20 protein-coding genes and 1 pseudogene are annotated in these 18999 nt (G+C 60.6%); 6 read left to right on the forward strand and 15 right to left on the reverse strand.

Annotated features, from left to right (window positions below):
* The first annotated feature begins 48 nt into the window (after positions 1 to 48).
* Complete coding sequence (gene recO, locus QA646_RS03660; RefSeq protein WP_283057671.1) at positions 49 to 828, forward strand: DNA repair protein RecO; 780 nt, start codon at positions 49 to 51, stop codon at positions 826 to 828.
* Positions 829 to 901: 73 nt separating this feature from the next.
* On the opposite strand, the gene QA646_RS03665 is transcribed toward recO, so the two are convergent.
* From QA646_RS03665 to QA646_RS03685, 5 genes are all read right to left on the reverse strand, one after another.
* Positions 902 to 1582 (reverse strand): peroxiredoxin-like family protein, encoded by a 681-nt coding sequence (locus tag QA646_RS03665; protein ID WP_283057672.1) that lies wholly within the window; start codon positions 1580 to 1582, stop codon positions 902 to 904.
* 74 nt (positions 1583 to 1656) lie between these two features.
* A complete protein-coding gene (locus tag QA646_RS03670) occupies positions 1657 to 4902 on the reverse strand; it encodes an adenylate/guanylate cyclase domain-containing protein (RefSeq protein WP_283057673.1) in 3246 nt (1081 codons plus the stop codon).
* Between the two features lie 125 nt (positions 4903 to 5027).
* The gene (locus tag QA646_RS03675) at positions 5028 to 5876 is read right to left on the reverse strand and encodes an MOSC domain-containing protein (protein ID WP_283057674.1); all 849 of its coding nucleotides are present in this window, start codon (positions 5874 to 5876) and stop codon (positions 5028 to 5030) included.
* Between the two features lie 9 nt (positions 5877 to 5885).
* Positions 5886 to 6539, reverse strand: a complete 654-nt coding sequence (locus QA646_RS03680; protein WP_283057675.1) for an HD domain-containing protein — start codon at positions 6537 to 6539, stop codon at positions 5886 to 5888.
* A 60-nt stretch (positions 6540 to 6599) separates the two neighbouring features.
* Positions 6600 to 9341, reverse strand: a complete 2742-nt coding sequence (locus tag QA646_RS03685) for a DUF2339 domain-containing protein (RefSeq protein WP_283057676.1) — start codon at positions 9339 to 9341, stop codon at positions 6600 to 6602.
* Positions 9342 to 9644: 303 nt separating this feature from the next.
* Here QA646_RS03685 and QA646_RS03690 point away from each other — a divergent pair, with 303 nt between their 5' ends.
* From QA646_RS03690 to QA646_RS03700, 3 genes are all read left to right on the forward strand, one after another.
* Positions 9645 to 9974: a hypothetical protein gene (locus tag QA646_RS03690; RefSeq protein ID WP_283057677.1), complete on the forward strand. Its 330-nt coding sequence runs from the start codon at positions 9645 to 9647 to the stop codon at positions 9972 to 9974.
* A gap of 144 nt (positions 9975 to 10118) precedes the next feature.
* Complete coding sequence (locus QA646_RS03695; protein ID WP_283057678.1) at positions 10119 to 10628, forward strand: superoxide dismutase family protein; 510 nt, start codon at positions 10119 to 10121, stop codon at positions 10626 to 10628.
* A gap of 231 nt (positions 10629 to 10859) precedes the next feature.
* The gene (locus tag QA646_RS03700) at positions 10860 to 11117 is read left to right on the forward strand and encodes a hypothetical protein (protein WP_283057680.1); all 258 of its coding nucleotides are present in this window, start codon (positions 10860 to 10862) and stop codon (positions 11115 to 11117) included.
* 58 nt (positions 11118 to 11175) lie between these two features.
* Here QA646_RS03700 and QA646_RS03705 read toward each other — a convergent pair whose 3' ends face one another.
* From QA646_RS03705 to QA646_RS03735, 7 genes are all read right to left on the reverse strand, one after another.
* Positions 11176 to 11709 carry a tyrosine phosphatase family protein gene (locus QA646_RS03705; protein WP_283057681.1) on the reverse strand — a complete coding sequence of 178 codons (534 nt, stop codon included), beginning with the start codon at positions 11707 to 11709 and terminating at the stop codon, positions 11176 to 11178.
* Positions 11706 to 12323 (reverse strand): HD family hydrolase, encoded by a 618-nt coding sequence (locus tag QA646_RS03710; protein ID WP_283057682.1) that lies wholly within the window; start codon positions 12321 to 12323, stop codon positions 11706 to 11708. The genes QA646_RS03705 and QA646_RS03710 overlap by 4 nt, the downstream gene beginning before the upstream one ends.
* Positions 12320 to 13159, reverse strand: a complete 840-nt coding sequence (locus tag QA646_RS03715; RefSeq protein ID WP_283057683.1) for a folate-binding protein YgfZ — start codon at positions 13157 to 13159, stop codon at positions 12320 to 12322. The genes QA646_RS03710 and QA646_RS03715 overlap by 4 nt, the downstream gene beginning before the upstream one ends.
* A 174-nt stretch (positions 13160 to 13333) precedes the next feature.
* Entirely contained in the window at positions 13334 to 14101 is a 768-nt protein-coding gene (locus QA646_RS03720) for a hypothetical protein (protein ID WP_283057684.1), read from the reverse strand.
* 15 nt (positions 14102 to 14116) lie between these two features.
* Positions 14117 to 14374, reverse strand: coding sequence for a hypothetical protein (locus tag QA646_RS03725; RefSeq protein WP_283057685.1), 258 nt, complete (start codon positions 14372 to 14374; stop codon positions 14117 to 14119).
* Between the two features lie 104 nt (positions 14375 to 14478).
* Complete coding sequence (locus QA646_RS03730) at positions 14479 to 14916, reverse strand: TIGR02301 family protein (RefSeq protein ID WP_283057686.1); 438 nt, start codon at positions 14914 to 14916, stop codon at positions 14479 to 14481.
* Positions 14917 to 15015: 99 nt separating this feature from the next.
* A complete protein-coding gene (locus tag QA646_RS03735; RefSeq protein WP_283057687.1) occupies positions 15016 to 15438 on the reverse strand; it encodes an NUDIX domain-containing protein in 423 nt (140 codons plus the stop codon).
* A gap of 169 nt (positions 15439 to 15607) precedes the next feature.
* Between QA646_RS03735 and QA646_RS03740 the strand changes: the two are divergent.
* Both QA646_RS03740 and QA646_RS03745 read left to right on the forward strand, forming a co-directional pair.
* Positions 15608 to 15736 (forward strand): annotated as a pseudogene (locus QA646_RS03740) (hypothetical protein); the annotation flags it as partial.
* Positions 15737 to 15779: 43 nt separating this feature from the next.
* On the forward strand, positions 15780 to 16544 hold the full coding sequence (locus QA646_RS03745) for an SOS response-associated peptidase (protein WP_283057688.1): 765 nt from the start codon (positions 15780 to 15782) through the stop codon (positions 16542 to 16544).
* Between the two features lie 75 nt (positions 16545 to 16619).
* On the opposite strand, the gene QA646_RS03750 is transcribed toward QA646_RS03745, so the two are convergent.
* From QA646_RS03750 to QA646_RS03760, 3 genes are all read right to left on the reverse strand, one after another.
* The gene (locus QA646_RS03750; RefSeq protein ID WP_283057689.1) at positions 16620 to 16760 is read right to left on the reverse strand and encodes a hypothetical protein; all 141 of its coding nucleotides are present in this window, start codon (positions 16758 to 16760) and stop codon (positions 16620 to 16622) included.
* 419 nt (positions 16761 to 17179) lie between these two features.
* Positions 17180 to 18040: a CDP-diacylglycerol--serine O-phosphatidyltransferase gene (gene pssA / locus QA646_RS03755; RefSeq protein ID WP_283057690.1), complete on the reverse strand. Its 861-nt coding sequence runs from the start codon at positions 18038 to 18040 to the stop codon at positions 17180 to 17182.
* A gap of 20 nt (positions 18041 to 18060) precedes the next feature.
* Positions 18061 to 18759, reverse strand: a complete 699-nt coding sequence (locus QA646_RS03760) for a phosphatidylserine decarboxylase (RefSeq protein ID WP_283057691.1) — start codon at positions 18757 to 18759, stop codon at positions 18061 to 18063.
* Between the last annotated feature and the right edge of the window lie 240 nt (positions 18760 to 18999).

Consider the following 18999-nt stretch of genomic DNA (forward strand, 5'->3'; position numbering starts at 1 on the left):
CGTTTGTCCTAAACTCGAATCACGACATTCTGTGGGACGAACCGGCCGATGCAGTGGCAGGATCAGGCGATCATCTTGGGCGTCAAACGCCTCGGCGAGACCAGCGTCATTGCCGAGGTGATGACACGTGATCGTGGCCGGCACATGGGATTGGTGCGCTCCGGCCGGTCGCGTGCCATGCAGCCGGTGCTGCAGGCGGGCAATCTGGTCGAAGTGACGTGGCGGGCGCGGCTGCACGAGCATCTCGGCGAGTTCCGCATGGAGCCGGTGCGGTTGCGCGCGGCGAGGCTGATGGAGACGGCGACCGCCGTCTATGGCGTGCAGGCCATGGGCGCACTGCTGCGCCTGCTGCCTGAGCGCGATCCGCACCCGCATCTCTATGATGCGCTGAATGTCATTCTCGAAAACCTGCAGAACCCCATGGATGCCGGCGAACTTTTCGTCCGATTCGAGCTGGCGGTACTCAATGATCTCGGTTTCGGCCTCGATCTGACCGAGTGCGCGGCGACAGGCGCGCGTGACGATCTCGCCTTCGTTTCGCCAAAGACCGGGCGCGCTGTCTGCCGTGCCGCCGGCTTGCCCTGGGCTGATAAGATGCTTTCGTTGCCGCCCTTTCTTGCCGCGGGTGCCGTTGAAGCGGCGGATGGCGAAAGCCTCGCTGCTGCTTTCCGCCTGACCGGCTTTTTCCTGCATCGCCACGTCTACGAACCGCGCGGCATAGAGATCGCCGCGGCGCGCGACGGTTTCATCCAGGCAGCGTTGAAAGCTCTGAATGCGGCCTCCCCGGAAGCGCCGCGGGAGCGGCCGACCATTGCTGCCAAAAGATAGAGCATGATCCCGAAAGTGGGCAGCGGACAGGATCATGCTTAAGACGTGATTTGGAGCTGAAAGATCGCTCGCTTCAAACAGCCATATTCGATGCTGCCGACATCACCTCCCGAGGAGCGGGAACACCGAACATATGACGGCCGGCCTCTTCGACTTCCGTGAAAGACCAGCGGATGACGCCATCCCGATCGAGCAGGAATTCACCGACAAGCTGGCCTTCTCCGGTGGCGATCATCCGCTTGTCATCCTCGGTGAATTCATAGCCGTCCGCCTTGTCGAGGAATTCCATCGCCGCGATCGGGTTCATGGGCTCGGGTAGCTCGCCCGGCATGTCGATGCGCATCGACATCACCGCATCCATGCTGACCTTGTGCGGCCAGTCATTCTCGGCTTCGGTGAACTGAATATTCGGCAGGCCGAAGGCCCTGTGCGATACTCGCTCCGGGTCGGAGGCGGCCAGCAGATTGGGAAGCGGATGATATCGGAAGTAGAGCCGGGCGCGCTCGATCGGCGTGTTGACAACGGTCAGGCTGCCGATGCCTTTTTCCTGCAATGCATCGGTGAGTTCGGCCATGGCGGCGATCTGCCGGCGGCAGAAGGGACAATGCAGTCCGCGGAACAATCCGACGAACACCGGCCTCTGGCCGCGAAAATCGTCGATGGCGATCTTGCCCTGGCGGGTGATCGCATCCAGCACGACATTCGGTGCGCGATCTCCAGGCTGCAATGGTCTTTCGGCGTGGTTCTCCTGCATCTTTCGTTCCTCCCTTTAAGTGCTTGAATCGATTCCCCTAACGAAGCTCCAACGGATCGTCGCGACGAGGACAGTCAGTCGAGAAACGGCAATACGACGAGTGTGCCGGGATCAAGGTTGTGACGGGTGCACACATCCTGCGCCAGCGTGAAATACCGTTCCGCCTCGTCCATGTCGTCATGCTCAAGGCTCAGTGTCGCCAAGCCATCATAGCATGGAAATAGCAGTTGCGGTTCGTCGATTTCCTTCGCAACCTCAAGGGCTTCCTCGTAATACTTACGAGCTAGCTTCGGCTGTCCGTGGCACTGATGGATCTGCCCGAGGACAATCAAGGGGACGGAGAGGTGGTCGCGCTGATCGAGCGCCCGGTCGATTTCCACCGCTTTCTCCGCTGCCGGCACGCCCTCGACAGCGCAGCGGTCGGTAAAGGTGCAGCAGGAAACGGCGAGGTTGGCGAGAAGGCGCGCCTGGAAGCCGAGATCGCCGATGCGGGTTGCGACCTCAAGCCCGCGCCGGCAGATATTGATGGCGTTGGCCGGATCGACAATGGTGTAGAGCACGCCGAGATTGGAATAGGCGCGACAGGCGGCACTTTGCAGATCGGCCTTTTCGGCTACGGACAAGCTGCGCTCCACTTCCTGCACGGCATCGCGACGGCGGCCGAGGCGCGCAAGTGCTGCGCCCTTGGTGTTCAGCGCCTCTGCCATCGCGCGCGCCGCCTCTCGTCCGGCCTCGGTCGTGCCGTCGATGGGGAGCGTTTGCAGGCGTTGCAGGGCTTGAGTTGCCCATTCGGCGGCAGCGGCCTGATCGCCCATGCGGAAGGCCAGATGGCCGCGCTCCTGGAGGAGATGCGCGTGTTCGACCGGCGCATCGATCGTCGCGATCATGGCTTCCGCCTCGGCGCAATGCGCCTCTGCCTGATCGCGGCGTCCCGCCTCGAGATAGAGTCGGCCGATTTTGCACAATATCCGCGCTGCCGCGATCCGATCGTCTCCGCTGCGATGGATCGCCAGCGCTTGCTGATAATGGGTCAAGGCGGCGTCGCGGCGACCCGCAGGGCCGCAAAGATCGGCAAGACGCTCCAGGAGCGCCAATTGCTCCGGCGCCACCTCCGGTTCGTTTGCGAAGGTGGCAAGCGCCTGGCGGTAAAGGCGCATCGCGTCGTCATTGGCGTAGGTCTTGCGCGCGAGATCGCCGGCTGCCATCAGATAGCCGGCCCCCTTCGCCTTCTCGGTGGTTAGGCTGAAGTGATGGCCGAGCTGCGCCAGACGCTCGGGCCGGTCGGGCGCTGCGCCATATTGGCGTTCCAGAACTCCGCCGATGCGGCGATGAAGTTCCGTGCGCCGCTGCAGCAGGAGATTATGGTAGATGACGTCGTGCAGCAGCGACTGGCTGAAGCGATAGGTGGGAGAAGCACCGGCCTCGGGTCCGCGCAATTCCTCGATAATATTGGCATCGCAGAGATAATCCAACCCCGCATCGATGGCCGCCGGGTCGGTGGCGACGGTGCGGAGCAAAGCGGTGTCGAACTTCGGGCCGACCACCGCCGCCTCCTGCACCAACCGTCTGATCTCCTGCGGCAGACGATCGACGCGGGCGAGCAAAAGGGCCTGAAGATTGACCGGGATATCGACATCCGTGTCTTCCGCTGAAACCTGCCAGCGCTGACCGTCATTGTGCAGTCTGCCCATGTCGATCAATCCCCGAAGGATCTCTTCGATGAAGAGCGGATTGCCGCCGGCGCGATCGAGGATGCGCTTGCGCATGGCGACTGGCAGCTTGGCATGACTTTCGCCGAAGAAGGCTACGAGCAGCTTCTGCCCGTCGGCTGAATTGAGCGGGCCCAGACGTTGCACGGTGACACTGACGCGATTGGAGTCCAGCGGGTCGATCTGCGATGTCGGCCTATAGATGGCAAGCAGTATGAGCCGGCTTCGTTCCAGCCGATCCATCATGAAGCGAAGCACTTCCAGCGAGGCGGCATCGGCCCAATGCAGATCCTCGATGACAAGCAGCAGGGGACCTTGCGCCAGCCGCCGCTCGAAGACGGTCCGGACTGCATAGAAGATCTGCCGCCGCAATTGCTCCGGCTCGATGTGACGCAACGCCCCATTGGGGTCACCGAGGCCGAGGACATGCAGAAAGAGCGGCAAAAGTGCGTCGACATCCTCCTGCATGAGACCGAGTGCCCGGAATCCCGTCGTCAGCAATTGCCGCGTCCTGTCGAGATCGTCCCGCTCGCCGATGCCATAGGCACTGCGCACGACCGCGGCAAGCGTGCCATAGGATTGTTCGCCGAGAGGAGAGCAAGTCGCCTTGCGGATGGCGAGGCCCTGGTAGCGGGCTGCGTTGCCGGCGATGCCGATGAATTCGTTGACCAGGCGAGACTTGCCGATACCCGCTTCGCCGATGAGGCGGACAAGCTGTGCCGCACCGCCGCAGGCGAGGTCGAGGCAGGTCAGCAGCCGCGACAGCTCCGTATCTCTTCCGATCATCGGTGCCTGAAGGCCGAAACTTTCGAGCCCGCGCGCCGTATGCGGCGCTTCCAGCGGTCCCGTCAGCCGATGGACAAGCACATTGCCGCTTTTGCCGCGCAGGGTTTGCGCGCCGAGGCTATCGAAGGCGAAGGCATGGCGGGTAAGCCGATAGGTGAGCGGCCCGACGAGGATATCGTTTTCGCCCGCCATGGATTGCAGGCGCTGGGCGGTATTCACCGTGTCGCCGGTGACGGAATAGGACTTGGTGCTGACGGCGCCGAAGCCGCCGGTGACGACAGGGCCGCTGTTGATGCCGATATGCAGGCGCAGCGGCACGCCGGCGCGCGTCTGCCAGCGCTCGCCCACCTGCGTCGCCCGATCGATCATGTTGAGTGCGGCATTGAGCGCCCTAACCGGATCGTCCTCATGAGCAACCGGCGCGCCGAACAGCGCCAGCAGCGCATCGCCGACAAACTTGTCGACGAAGCCGCCATAGGCCTCGACCGCCTGCGTCATCTCTTCGAACAATTCGTTCTGCAGTACCCGCATGACCTCGGGGTCGATCTGCTCGCTGAGGGTCGTGAAGCCGCAGAGATCCGCAAAAAGCACCGTGACCGGCCGCCGGTCGGCATTATCCTCGGATTTTGTCGGTGCCGCCTCGATGATCGGCTTGGCAACGGGTTGGGCTTTGTCGGAAATCGCGGCGCCGCATTTGGGGCAGAAGGCAAAATCAGGCTGGCAGGGAAAGCCGCAAGCAGAGCAGGAGATAGGTTGCTTTGCGCCGCATCGCGGACAGAAAGCAAAGCCGCTCTGAATATCGAAACCGCAGCCCGCGCACTCCATCGCACGCACCTCGCTAGAGCCCGGTGCGCCACGGCTGCTTCAGCCGCAACTGACGGGTTCAAAATGAGCAATCAGCATGCGCCTGCTGCCTCAGGCCCGCAAGCACTAAACAAGCGGCGAAACGACTATCGCCGCTTGAGTGCCCAACCCTCCGGCCGTTTCTCGATCACGGTCACCGCATCGCCGATCTTCACCGAGCCTTCGCTCCGCGGCACGGCATTCCACCCGAAGAGCGGACCGGGGACTCGGCGATCGGCGGACATGCGGGCGCGACCCATGGCGGGCATCGGGTTCGGTACGTCGCGCGAGCCGGTCTTCTGGTCTTGCGTCGTCATGATGCAGCGGGAGCATGGCTTGACGAGATCGAGGTGAATACCACCGATTTCGATCGTGGCCCAGCGGTCCTCAGGCCATTCCTCATCGCAGTCGATGACGATGTTGGGCCGAAAGCGTTCCATGCCGACCGCACCCTCGCTGTGGCTGGCGAGATTGGCGTTGAGCGCCTTCAGCGATCCGGTCGTTGTGATCAGAATCTGGTATCCGTCTACAAAGGTGACCGGCGTTTCGCTGCCGGCCCATTCCGGATTGGCGATGCGCTTCGCAAGCCTGTCGAAGAAGGCCATTTTGACCTCGCGGCCGAGCCAGGCGGATAGGGCCTTGTTGGTTTCTTCATCGGCAACGGAGGCGCTGACCGTCGATTTCCAGACGACGACGTCCATGCGGTCGTCAGGCTGCGGCGGCGGCACGATGATGTCGGCCTTGCCGTCCATTTTGAGGCGCAGATAGGAGGGGCCGGGCTGGATGTCGATGCGGGCAAGATCCTGCACTTCGCGCTGCGTGATGAAATGGCCTGATGGTTCGACCAGCATGGCGCGACGATCGCCGATCAGGCCGAAAGCGTCGATCGAAGCGGATGGAATGGCGATGCCGCGCGCGCTCTTGAGCGGATAGATGAAGAGGTCGCTGACTTGCATGAATAGCCCTCAGATTTCCTCGATGAACATTGCCAGCACCGTCTTCAACCGCTCATGCCGCTCGCCAGCAAACCTCCGGCCGGTTTCGGTCTGAAACCCATCCGCCAGTTTGAACAGCTTTGTCTCGAAATGGTCAATGGCGAAGCGCTTGTCGTCCAGCGGCCGCTCCGTTGCGAGCGGGTCGAACGGATCGTAGAGACCGGAGCCCAGGCGGCCAGCAATATAGAAACAACGGGCAGCGCCGACCATGCCGATCGCATCCAGCCGGTCGGCATCCTGCAGCATTCTCGCCTCCAGCGTTTCCGGCGGAATATTGGCGGAAAAGCTGTGCGTGGTGATGGCATGTGCTACGGCCGCGATATTCTCGCCATCCCATCCAAGCTCCCTCAGGATTCCCGAGGCCTTCTCGGCGGCCAGCCTGGACGCCTGGGCACGATGCGGCGAATTCTTCTCCACCGAGACGCAGTCATGCAGCAACACTGCGGCGGCAAGGATGCGGGCATCGCCGCCTTCTTCGGCCTGGATGGACATGGCATTTTTGAAGACGCGCAGGATGTGGGCGATGTCGTGCGAACCGTCGTCGCCATCGGCCGCATAAGGAATAAGCTGCGCGGCGAGCGTCTCAAACGGGGCAAACGCCCGCGCCATTCTGTTGATATCCATCTTCGGCCCCATATCGGAATGATCCTGTGCGTTCCTACCGAGCGCAGAGATTCGCCGCAATCATTCCGTCGTTTTCTTATCCGTCAGAACCTTCTGATAGAAGAGGCCGATGCCGATCAGCACCGCGCCGAGACCGATGAAGGACAGTGCCCGCAGGAAGCCTTCGAGGTTTGACATGTCGATCAGGAAGACCTTCACGACAGCGACGAACACCAGCGCGGCCGAAGCGATACGCAGGTTGCGAGCGTCGAGACGCGCGCCAAGCCAGAGAAGGGCAATGCCGATCAGCAACCAGACGACGGAATAGGAATAGACCTCCCCTTGGATGAAGTCGTTCCAGACCGGAATGTATTCGCCCTGCCAGAAACGGCGAACCGACAGCGTCGCCCAGGCAAAAGCCATGACCGCACCGGCAATGGCCAACATCATCACATAGGGCAGGGGCCGCTTGTCCCGTGCATAGGCCGCCAAGCCGCCATAGGCGATCGCCGGCAGAAGATAGCCGAGCAGCAGCAGATTGAAGAAAGGGATCCGGCCCGTGCTCTCGCCTGTCATGAAGGGATTGAGTCCGAGCAGATGCAGTGCCAGGATCAAGATGACGGAGAGGACGCCGAGCGCCATTCCGCCATAACGGAAGACGAGGCTCGATGCGCTGAGATCAAGCGCCATCAGCGTCGCGGAGGCGCCGATCGCCAGCAATGTGTAGATCGATTGTTCGCCGAGCGTCGGAACGTTTGCATTCAAGACGCCGCCATTCATCGCATGGCGCACCAGGATTGCAATGGTCAGCAATACCAGAAAACTCGCAAGCGCCTGCAGAGCGTTGCGCAGCCTGAGGTCCGGCGAACGACGGATTTCGAAGGCGGCCCAGACTGCGAGTGCTGCGGGGATACCGTAGCCGGCAAGCAGCATGTTGAAGACAGGCGTCGTGCCGAGGTCGCTCGGATCGACGATGGTCGGCTGCCAGGCAATGCGCCCGAGGGTGATGATGAGCGCCGCGACCATCGTCCAAGGCAAAGCCGGCCAGGAGCGGGCGCGCCCGGCCAGCAAGAAGGCCATGCCAAGCACCGGCAGCAATATCGTTGGGACGGCGTCGTGGGCGAGCGTATGCAGGGCGAAGACCAGGGCGGCGAAGGAACCTGCCGCCAGAATATTGGTCGGCAAGGCCATATTTTCCGGGGATCGGCGGTGCTGCACTTCGGCGAGCGCCATCAGCACGGCGGCAAGTACTATGCCATAGAGCCCATGCAGCCAATCACGCGTCCAGTTGCCGAAGGTGACATAGCTGATCACGGCGATCGTCAGCGGCGTGGCGACCATGATCATGCTCCACAGCGCCGCAAAGGGCTTCTCGCTTTCGCCAAAACGATTGAGAAAGAAGAAGCCGACGATGATGAAGACCGCGCCGAGACCGAGACCGTCATAGACGACGAGATGGGACAACGCCGGAACGATCTGCGCTACGTTCAGCTCCGCACCGATCTCCGGCTGCATCAGAGCGACGAACATGCCAAAGCCGGCGGTTAGAGCCGCCAAGATTGCCGCCCAGGCCGCATACATACGGCCGGCTCCGAAGGCCGCAACAGTTGCAACAATCGCCGCAAAGAGAAGAGATGCGTCTGGCAGCGGGTATCCGTTCAAAAGGCTGTAAGCCAGAAGAGACAGGGCTACCACGGCGCTGCCTATGGATGCCGTCAGCGTCATTCCAAGCGGCGCACGCGCCAGGAATGTCGCCCAATGGCTGGTCGATGATGGGACGGACGGTTCTTCGATTTCATCCGACCGGACGGTGCTTTCCTCGCTCGTCGCAGCGACTTGATAGCGTCCCGGCCAAATGAAAATCGTGCCTGCCATCATTGCCAGCATAGTCAGAGTAACCGGGGTCAGGTCGACCACATCGCTGTTGAAGATGTAAAGCAGCGGCCAGATGCTGAGGAGGGCGTCGGCAACTGAGGGTACGGTATGCCAGCGGCGTAGCCGCGACGCGACAATGGTGACAAGCCAGGTGAAGACGAGGTAGCCGAAGAGCGTCCAGGGTCTCGGTGCCGTCGACGCGATGAGTACCGGCGTGATCATGGAAGCCAGGAGCCCGAGACCTGCAAGCGCTTGGCCATGCAGCAGCGACAGGCCAAGCGTGGCGAGCGAGATCAGGCCCAGAAGGACGAAGGCGGTCGCCGGTCCGATGAAGCCGTAAATACCATAGGCGGCATAGGTCGAGCCGAACAGTGCGACGACACCTGCCGCCGTCAGCACGCCGGGGATCATCGCGTTCTGAAAGGTATTGGCCGGAACAGGCTCAGACCTACGCCGGATGATTTCGCCGGCAGCGACGAGGACCAAACCGAAGATCGCCGCGAGCACCAGCCGCACGGCAGGACTGAGCAGGCCGCTTTCGATCGAATACTTGACCAGGAAGATGCCGCCGAGCGCCAGCGCGATGCCGCCCACCCAGACGGCCCAGCGGGCGCCGATCGTGCTCTCCAGGCTTTCGTCTTCCCGGATAAGGGCTGGGGCGACCACATCCTCGGTCTGTTCCAGGCTACTGTGTGCGGCGATAGCGGTATCTTCCGCTTCCTCCGCAGATTCTACAGCTTCGGTCAATGGTTCCGCTGCGCTTTCGGAAGGCTGCATGGCCTTTTCGGCAGACCCTGCCGCTGATTCGCCCGCACCGGCGGCCGGCACACGGCCGGCAAGCGCATTTTGCAGCTCCAGAACGCGGCTTTCCAATCGTTGTAGCCGTTGGTTGTAGCTGCGCAGGATCAAAATACCCACGACCACAATCACGATCAGCAGCAGTTCCATCATGCCCCTCCATGGGATTCTGTCGCCACATTATAGGAAATAGGCGGGACAGTAAGAGTCAGTCGGCGGATTTTCTCCATGATTCCAGGGAATTACCCTATGGGACGTAGGATGCTTCATATCGTAGGCCATCATAGATTTATTAGGGAATTCTGATTTACGGCCTGGAAACTATTGTTAATACCCATTAACAATTCGTCTTTACCCGCGGGGCAAATCAGCCTATCAACGCCTATAGTTAACCAGAACGTATTGCGTACAAACGACGTCGCATGAGGCGGCTCCTGACCTTAGGAGGTTTGTATGTCCCATGTATCTTCCACATCCAACAGTACCTACCCCTATCGCGGCACGCTTTCGCGGCTCGATGCGAATGACGACGGTGTTTTGAGCCGTGAAGAGCGCGAAGCCGACGAGCGCCCGGGCATTCTCGAAACCGATGCAGTCGATAGCGGCAGCGCGAATAGCGCATTGGGCAGCTTGATGGCAAAGCTCATGCAAATGCCGACCGGTGGCGTGACGACCGGCAAAATGTCCGAGTCGAGCAGTGCTTTCGATCTCGATATGCTGACGCCGATGGACGCCTACAACAACACTTACGGCCAATACGACGTGGACAGTATGGCTGCCTGAGCGGCTGTCTTTCCCAAATTATCGCAACGGCCCGCCGGATGGTGGCGGACCGTTTTGTGGTTTCGGCTTGTTCATTTCTCTCCTCGCGGGAACACCCGACCCTATGACGCGTTCCATTCACGACTCAAACGGGAGGAATGTTCCATGAGATCCATCCTTATTGCTGCGACTCTGGCCTTGGTGGCAGCTCTGCCCGCGACTGCGCAAGACAGCAAGCAGACGGCAATTGCCAATTTTGTCGGCATCGACGGCAAGCAGGCGGGGCGGGCGGTCCTGACTGAGGGCAAGGCGGGCGTACTGATTGAACTCGACGTTTCCGGCCTGCCAGCCAATCGCTGGGTCGCCTTCCATATTCATGAGAACAATCATTGCGACCACACGCACGGGTTTGAATCCGCCGGCGGCCATTTCAATCCCACCAATGCCGAGCATGGCTTGCTCGCGGCCAATGGCCCGCATGCCGGCGATATGCCCAACCAATATGTCGATCAGGACGGCAAGCTCAGGGCGCAAGTCTTCAACGGCATGGTGAAGCTTGACGGAAAGAACGGTATTCGCGGCCGGACGCTGATGATCCATGCGGAGTCGGATGATTACCGCAGTCAGCCCGTTGGTGGAGCAGGCAAGCGGATCGCCTGCGCAGTCATCGAATAGCCTTGTCTCCAGAGTGATTCGCCCGTTCGCCGTGATCTTTACCGAGCGGCGGTTGTCCGTCACTCGCAGAGGCCTACCACCAATATGATTCGATACCTGTCAATTGAGGTTAATGATCAATTAACAACTATCTTTGACCGCCTCCGCAAATCGGCTATGCCAATCGGCATTTCAACGAGCGTACTGCGTCTCACCGAAAACGCCTGGCGGCGTTTACTTCAGGAGATTTGAATGAGTGGTATTTCTTCAGTTGGAAGCAGCATGAGCGCTGCCTCGTACAATCCCCTTGATAAGAATCATGACGGCGTTGTGGACGCCCAAGAGCTGCAGGAAGCAGCGCAATCCGGTCTTCCGTCTGCAAGCGCTCTTGCCGACGAAAGTACGAGCACCCCCAGCAATTCCGATCAGAACCCGTTGGAAGTCTTCATCCGCGAGATGGAGGCCTCGATGAATGTTTTTCAGGATACCTACGATAGCGCTGCCGCTTGATCGGCCGTTGCGCATGAACTGGAAATGGACGGAGATTGCGCAAGCGCAGTCTCCGTTTTCATATGAGGTCGATGTCCGCCGACAGCGACAGGACGAAAGGCGCATTGCCGTCCGCGTCGGCGCCGCGGCCGATCGCCTTGACGGCGTCGACGAGTCGGCCTTTGCGGTCAAGCATCTGGTCCCCGATCATGATCAGCCGTGCATTCGGCGTCGCATAGGGCGAGGCGGTGCGCAGCCGCTGGACAAGCGCCAGGTCGTTCGTTTCGGGATGGACGGCAAGTGCTGCAATCAGCGCTGCGGCGGGTGATCGTGACACGCCCATCCAGCAATGGATCAGCAGCGGCGCGGTCTGATCCCAGTGTCTCGCGAAATCGATGATGTCGCGGACATGCGTCTCCTGGGGTGCGATGAGATCGCCGGTGCCGGCAAAGCTGATGTCGTTCATGCCAAGCAGCAGGTGCCGTTCCGCCTTGATCACGGCCGGCCGGTGAAAGGTGTGTTCCTTCGCCATAAGGCTGATCATTTCGGACGCGCCGTGACGAACGGCCATCTCCGCGATGCGTGCCAATGGCGATACGATGATCGTGGTCATGCGTCGGCTCTCACCGCGGCGCGTTCGGCCTCGATCGCCTCGAAGCGAGCCAGGAAAAGCCGCTGCGCTTCGATCGCCGGCATCGGTTCGATCGGCAACATCTCCCGCGTAATGCTGCGCGGTTGGCCGAAGAACTTGCGTGCTTCCTGCGGTGTGAAACCGGCGAGCAACGTCGCCTCGAAATAGGCGGAGACCGTATCGGCCTTCTTGATCTTTTCCTTCAGCTCCGGGCTGCAATGCGGCGGCAGGGCAAAACGTCTGTAGATCGCGGCTTCCAGGCGCTTCTCCACCACCTTGTAGTCACCCCCGACCACGGATTTGAACGGCGAGATCATATCGCCGATGACGTATTCGGGAGCGTCATGCAATAGCGCCGCAAGCAGCTCGTCCGGCGTCGCTTTGTTGAGGTGGCGGAAGATCGCCTCCACCACGAGACTGTGTTGCGCCACCGAAAAGGCATGGTCCCCGGAGGTTTGGCCGTTCCAGCGTGCCACGCGGGCAAGTCCGTGGGCGATATCGCTGATCTCGACGTCAAGCGGCGAGGGATCGAGCAGATCCAGCCTGCGGCCGGACAGCATGCGCTGCCAGGCGCGCGGGGTATTGGCCGCTGTCATGCCGAAGCCTCATCGCTCGCAGTGGGGAAGGAGAGGCCGGACCAGGCCGGCAACATGAGCGAAACTTCGCGATCCGCCGCCAGGATCGGCGTGTCGGCAGCCATGGCTTCGCCGGCCCGGTCGATGCGGACGATGGCGAGGCCCTTGGCGCCATCTGTGGAACCAAGCGTGCCGATCGGTTTACCGCCGACGGTCAATTCGGTGCCGGTGGCGGGCAAATCGGCGCTACCGGACACGATGACGACCCGCCGCCTTGCCGTGCCGCGATGCTGCATGCGGGAAACCACTTCCTGCCCGACATAGCAGCCCTTCCGGAAGCCGAGGCCGCCGTTGATATCCATCAGCACGTCATGCGGGAAAGTGTCCTGCAGGGCGAAATCCGGGCCGGAAACGGCGATGCCGTTGGCAATGCGCAGCGTCCGGTAGAGCGCCTCGGCATCGTCGCCGTGCTGGCCGGGCGTGCGCGTCAGCGTGATCCCTGCCTTGGCGAAACGGCTGTCCTTGCGGCTTTCGGCCGCATTCTCGCCCCAGGCGACGGTGACGCCTTCGGTGTCAACGGCCGCAAAATCGACGGGAGCGCGCAGCCGATACATGGTGAGCCGCTTCAGAAGGCCGTCTCTCTGTTCCGCGTCGGTCTCCAGCAGAAAGCCTGGACCGTCGCGCCAGATCATGAAGTCGAACAGGATCTTGCCCTGTGGCGTGAGCAGCGCGCCGGGACGGGCTTCGTTCGTGCCGAGCGAGGCAAGATCGGTGGTGATAAGATTGTGCAGAAAAGACTCGGCCTCCGCGCCGGTGACGCGAAGAAAGGAGCGATCTCTGAGGAATACGGCTGGCATTATGGACCCGCTAGAGCGGTTCAGCGTTTCACGGAATCGCTTTCCCGCTCTATCCCTTTGTTTTTACGCATTCCGGACGGAAAACCGCTGCGCACTTTTCCTGGAACTGCTCTAATTTGCCCTGTCGCCCAGAGGTAAGGCCTCCGGTCGGGAACCGCAAGTTCTGCGTCCGAATCATTCGCCCGAAGTGAAGAATTTCCACCTGCCATCGGGCGTGATCCCGACGCGGTAGAAATTATAGCCGCCGAATTCCAGCATGTCGGAGAAATCGCCGGCGGTCACGATGCGCATCAAATCGACCTTTTCCGGTGCAGTCAGGGTCTTGATGTCTTTTTCGGCGAAATAGGGCCAGACATACATTTCATCCGGTGTGCCCTGGCCGACATGGGCAAAGCCGGTCGACATGATGTCGAGGAGAATGGAGAGTATCTCGATGCCGTCGGGGTCGCCGGAAAGGTCATGCAGCGTCTTGATCGGGTCTTCGGTCGGGTCGTCCGCCGTCACCTGCGTCTGCTTGAGGCCGCCGCCGACATTCATCAGCGGACGCAGGCGCTCGAGATCACCGGAGGCGGCCGCTTCGACGATCGCTTCGCGCAGCTTTCGCACCGGCTCAGGCGCCTTGCTGATATCGAAGAGAATCTCCGCCTGTTTGCCGCCGTTCGAGGTATTGCCCGATGCGGTGCCGCTGCTCTGTCCAGCCTGGTTATTGACCAGCGGATCGGGCATGGGAATTGTCTTTGAGGGCGCCTCTAGCGCCTCTTCGACCGGCTTGTCATTGCTCTGCTGTGCGGATTTCCCGGCAGCACTCGGCTGGTTAGCGGATGAATTGAGCTGGGCGAAGGCAAGAGCCGGCAAAGGGAGGGCGAGGCTGCCGAAAAACATGGTCGCTACGGCTAGCGAGGCAATGGAACGTCGAAACTCATTGCCCGGTACGGTGTGCATAGGGATCTCTGGCTGTTATTGCAGGGTGCGGTTCGGAGAGAATTCACCAGCAAGCATGCGGTCCCTAAGTGATTCGAGCAAGGCTTCCGCGCCCTGTTCTCCTTGAATGCGAATAGTCTCGCGGATGGCATGGGCAATGGCGGCGTCAGCGATGATTTCCGGCTCGATACCATCGGCCATGCCGTCGGCCCAGGCCTCGTTCTGGTATTCCAGCGCCGCCAGCCTTTTTTCGTGGACGATCATGTCGTCGATGTCGTTCAGGCTTGGTTCCATTGTTTCGTTCCTCGAGACGTCCATGTCCTTACCGCTTGATTAACGACTTTATCAGCCTTTTCCTAAAACGACACGGCTCGGCACGAAAAGGGGTTAATAAATCGTCAATTTCCAAAGCGAGCGGTTATTTCTGTGGCAAGTGTTGCACCTTCGTTACGGTAGCGCTCCTCAGCCACGATGGCCTGCGGCGTGCAATCCGTGTAAACCGATGCGAAGGATCTATATCCTCGGTTGAACGAGGCGGTGAGTTTTTCCTTGCGTTTCGGCTCGTCTTTCGTCTCCGTGTCGAGCAGCCGCTGCATGTCGGCGCGCCAGGAATCTTCTTTTCCCGCGTTGCAGAGATTGCGCAGATAGTGGATCGAGCCGAGAATTTCGGCGAGCCGCGACAGTTGATCGTCATAGGGCGTCGGCCGCTCGGCATCATCGGTTCCCCTCGGTGCCTGCACCTCGGGAACGGTCGCCGTAGGCTGCGCAAAGGCCGGAAATGCGGCCGCAAGCGCGGCGCAGATCGGAAGCAGGTTGATGAGGCGACGATGATTCATGCGCCCACTTGATACGGCAAGCGTGACCGTAACAAGGCGAAAATCCCGCTTTCCACGCCCTTATTGCCTTGCATCGTTAACGCCGGAGCCCCGGAAGCCTTAGTGGGTTCGAGCCGCCGTCAGCCGTTCGGCGCATTCGAGGACGCTCGCCGGAACGGGAAGAGTGCGGATCTCTTCCAGCGAATACCAGCCGAGCGCCGCAGCGTCATCGGCAGCCTCGGCGATCGCATCCTCGTCGGCATCGACCAGAAAAACCGACAGAACGAAATGACTGACGAGCCTCCCATCTGCTGCATGGCTCCTGAGGTCGTAGGTCTCGAACAGACGGGGGTTTCGGGCGGTGATTCCGGTCTCTTCCCGAAATTCCCGCAATGCCGTTTCCGCTGGCGTTTCGCCTTCTTCGCCCCGCCCGCCGGGAAAGGCATACATATCGGCGGATGGCGGATTGCGTCGCAGCACCAACAGGAACCGGCCGTCACGTTCGAGGATGGCGGAAGAGGCGGGGCGAGGGATGGAGGTCATTGGCCAAGTGGGTTTTGAGGAAGATATCACGTGAAAAGATACGCGGGCGGAGGAGCTTTCAATTCCATAAGATACGGCCCTTGTCGCCCGAGAGGGAAGCCCTTTTTACTTGCAAAGGAAATGGCGGCGATTCGGGTCCGCCAACCAGGCCACCGAAAACATCTTTGCCGTCTATATCGTCGCCTCCATTCTCTGGCTGTGGCTGGTCAAAGGACGGCCGCCGGATCGTTGGGATCTCTCCGGCGCTGCCGTTTGTCTGGCGGGTGCGACCATAATCCTCTTCGGCCCGCGCGACTGACGTCCTCCTTGACCCGGCGCCTCGCGGGTGCAACACAAGCTGCATGTGCGGACGATTTGCATTGACGGAAACCGAGAAGAAGGTACGGGAATTGCTCGGCTATCTCGAGCATGAAGACTTTCCCGCGCGCTTCAACATTGCTCCGACGCAACCGATCCTGGTCGTCGTTTCCGGCGATCGGCAGGAGAGGGGCAGCAATTTGCCGGATCGCCGTGCGCTGCTCGTCCGCTGGGGTTTTACGCCGGCCTGGGTGAAGGATCCCAAGGAATTTCCGTTGCTGATCAATGCCCGAGCGGAAACTGCGATCGGCAAGGCCTCGTTCCGGGCGGCCATGCGTCATAGGCGCATCCTGATCCCGGCATCGGGATTCTACGAATGGCATCGCCCGTCGAAGGAAAGCGGCGAGAAATCACAGGCCTATTGGATCCGTCCGCGGCAGGGCGGCGTCATCGCCTTTGCGGGCCTGATGGAGACTTGGTCGTCGGCCGACGGTTCCGAAGTCGATACCGGCGCGATCCTGACGACGTCGGCGAACCGAACGATGCGTCCTATTCATGACCGAATGCCTGTAGTCATCAAGCCGGAGGACTTTACGCGCTGGCTCGATTGCAAAACGCAGGAACCGCGTGAGGTCCTGGATCTGATGGGGCCGGTTCAGGAAGATTTCTTTGAGGCGATTCCGGTTTCCGACCGGGTCAACAAGGTCGCCAATATGGGACCGGAGCTGCAGGTGCCGGTTGCGATCGAACAGCCGGCCAAGCCGTCGAAGAAGCCGGATCCCGGCGATGGCCAGTTGAGCCTTCTCTGAACGGCCTTCATTCGGATCGGCGTCGCCATGCACCCCGGTGTTCAACCATCGGGGTAGTTGGCGGATGTGGCAGGCTTAAGCGATCTTCTTCTTCAGCGGCTTGGTTTTCAGCATCAGATGGGCTGCCAGGACGGCCTTGAGTCCAAGAGGACGATAAAGCGCGGTAGGATCGATCTTTGCTTGCGGTTGTATCGTTTCGTCTTTTTTCGTGGTCATATGTTACTCCTCCACGTCTTCCCTAGTGTGTGTTTTTGGACTGCCGTGCCTCGTTGTTTTGTCATAAATCATGACAAATCAAAGGCATTCGCCGATCAGCTTTTGTAAACACCGACCATATTTCGCGAGGGTGACGCGAAATTTTACGAAAACTATATCTAATTTAGTTGTTTATTTTTCGTTAATTAGTTGCGTTCGGCATAGGCCGAATCCTATCGCAGAGACTAATTGCCCGCATGACCTTTTGTCGCAGCAACATCTTCCGGTTCTGAGCGGCAGTCTTCGAATCGTCTTAGGCAGACCTTGCCTGATTGCCGCTAATGCATGTCGCGCAAAAGTGTGCCGCGGTTTTGCGAGAACGACATGCAAAAACAAAGAGCTAAAGCAGGGGAGCGAATCTGAAAAGATCGCGACGAGCTTTAGATATGCCGGCCGATGTCGTCGTTGGAATCGTCCACATCAGGATCGGCAGGGCCATTGATGGTGTAGGTGCCGTATTTGCGCGTCCAGGAACGGGCTCCCAAGGGCAAGGACAGGAGATAGGCAACAACGGTTACCACCATGACATGCCAGGTATAGCTCATCAGCAGCGCCACATAGACGACGAGCGCAAGCATGATCGGCAGCACGAGATCGCGGCGGATGCGGCTGCTTTCCGTTTTTCCGGACCAGACGGGCAGGCGGCTGACCAGCAGGAAGCCGATCAGCACGGTGTAGGCAGCACCCCAATAGGCGAAGGTCCTGGTGGGCGTCAGGCCGAGGAAGCCGAGATAGACGGGCAGCAACACCAGCATCGCGCCGGCCGGCGCCGGCACGCCGACAAAATATTCGGACTGCCAGGACGCCTTGTTCTCCCGCTCCGCCATGACGTTGAAGCGCGCGAGCCGCAGACCCGCGGCGATGGTATAGATCAGCGCCGCGATCCAGCCGAGCGAGCGTGCCTGATCCAGCAGGAAGACGTAGACGACGAGGGCCGGTGCGACACCGAAGTTGACGATGTCGGCAAGCGAATCCATCTGTGCGCCGAACTTGGAGGTGGCCTTCATCAGCCGCGCTACGCGCCCGTCGATGCCATCGAGGAAAGCGGCCACCAGCACCGCCACCACGGCGAGCTCGTAACGGTTTTCGAAGGCGAGGCGGATGCCGGTCAGGCCGGCGCAGATCGCCAGCACGGTGATCATGTTCGGCACCATCAGCCGCAGCGGAATTTCCCGTAGGCGCGGCCCGCGCGCCTCGTCGTTGGGGCCATGCGGCTCGAAGGGCGGAAAAGGCGTCTTCATCTCGCTCGTTTTCTCCGGGCTCAGCTACGGCGGCTAATGATGGGGCCCTTCAGCGAGCCGAATTCGGCAATCACGGTTTCGCCTGCGATCGCCCTTTGGCCGACTGCGACACGCGCCGCCGCTTCTGCCGGCAGGAAGACATCGAGGCGGGAACCGAAGCGGATCAGGCCAATGCGCTCGCCGGCGTCGATCGGCTCGTTCTCGTTGACAAAGCAGAGAATACGACGGGCAACCAGGCCGGCAATCTGCACGACGCCGATCTCGCCATGATTCGTCTCGATGACGAGGCCGTTGCGCTCGTTCTGTTCGCTTGCCTTGTCCAGCTCTGCATTGAGGAAGCTGCCTTGGCGATAGGCGACAGTGGTGATGCGGCCGCGCATCGGCGAGCGATTCACATGGCAATCGAAGACGTTCATGAAAATCGAAATGCGCAGCATCGGCTCACGGCCCAGATTGAGCTCAGCTGGCGGCGTGACCATCTGCACGCCGGAGACCTTGCCGTCGGCGGGCGATACCACGAGATCGTCGTCTTGCGGCGTCATGCGCTCCGGATCGCGGAAGAAATAGGCGCACCAGAGCGTGAAGATCAAACCGATCCAAAAGAGCGGTTTGAAGATCCAGCCGAGAACCAGCGACGCAACAAAGAAACCCGCGACAAAGGGATAACCTTCCTTATGCACCGGGACGATGACGTTGCGCACGCTGTTCAACAAGCTCATCTACGGCCTACTCCGTTAGGGCAGTCTCACCAAAAACCGGGTTCCGGTTGTCGGACGTGATCATGCCAGTCAAAAGAATGAAAGCAAGATAAGCGGTCTTGCTCTGATTACCAGTCGAGCGTGACTACAGGCAAACTCTGTCATGGGCAATGCTTTCGCACGCTCTCCTCCAGCGCAATCCGCGCGGGGCCAAGATGCCAACGATCCGTAGCGTTGAAAAGCGTTGTCTGTGGAAACTCC

This window comes from Rhizobium sp. CB3090 (assembly GCF_029714285.1).
GTDB lineage: Bacteria > Pseudomonadota > Alphaproteobacteria > Rhizobiales > Rhizobiaceae > Rhizobium.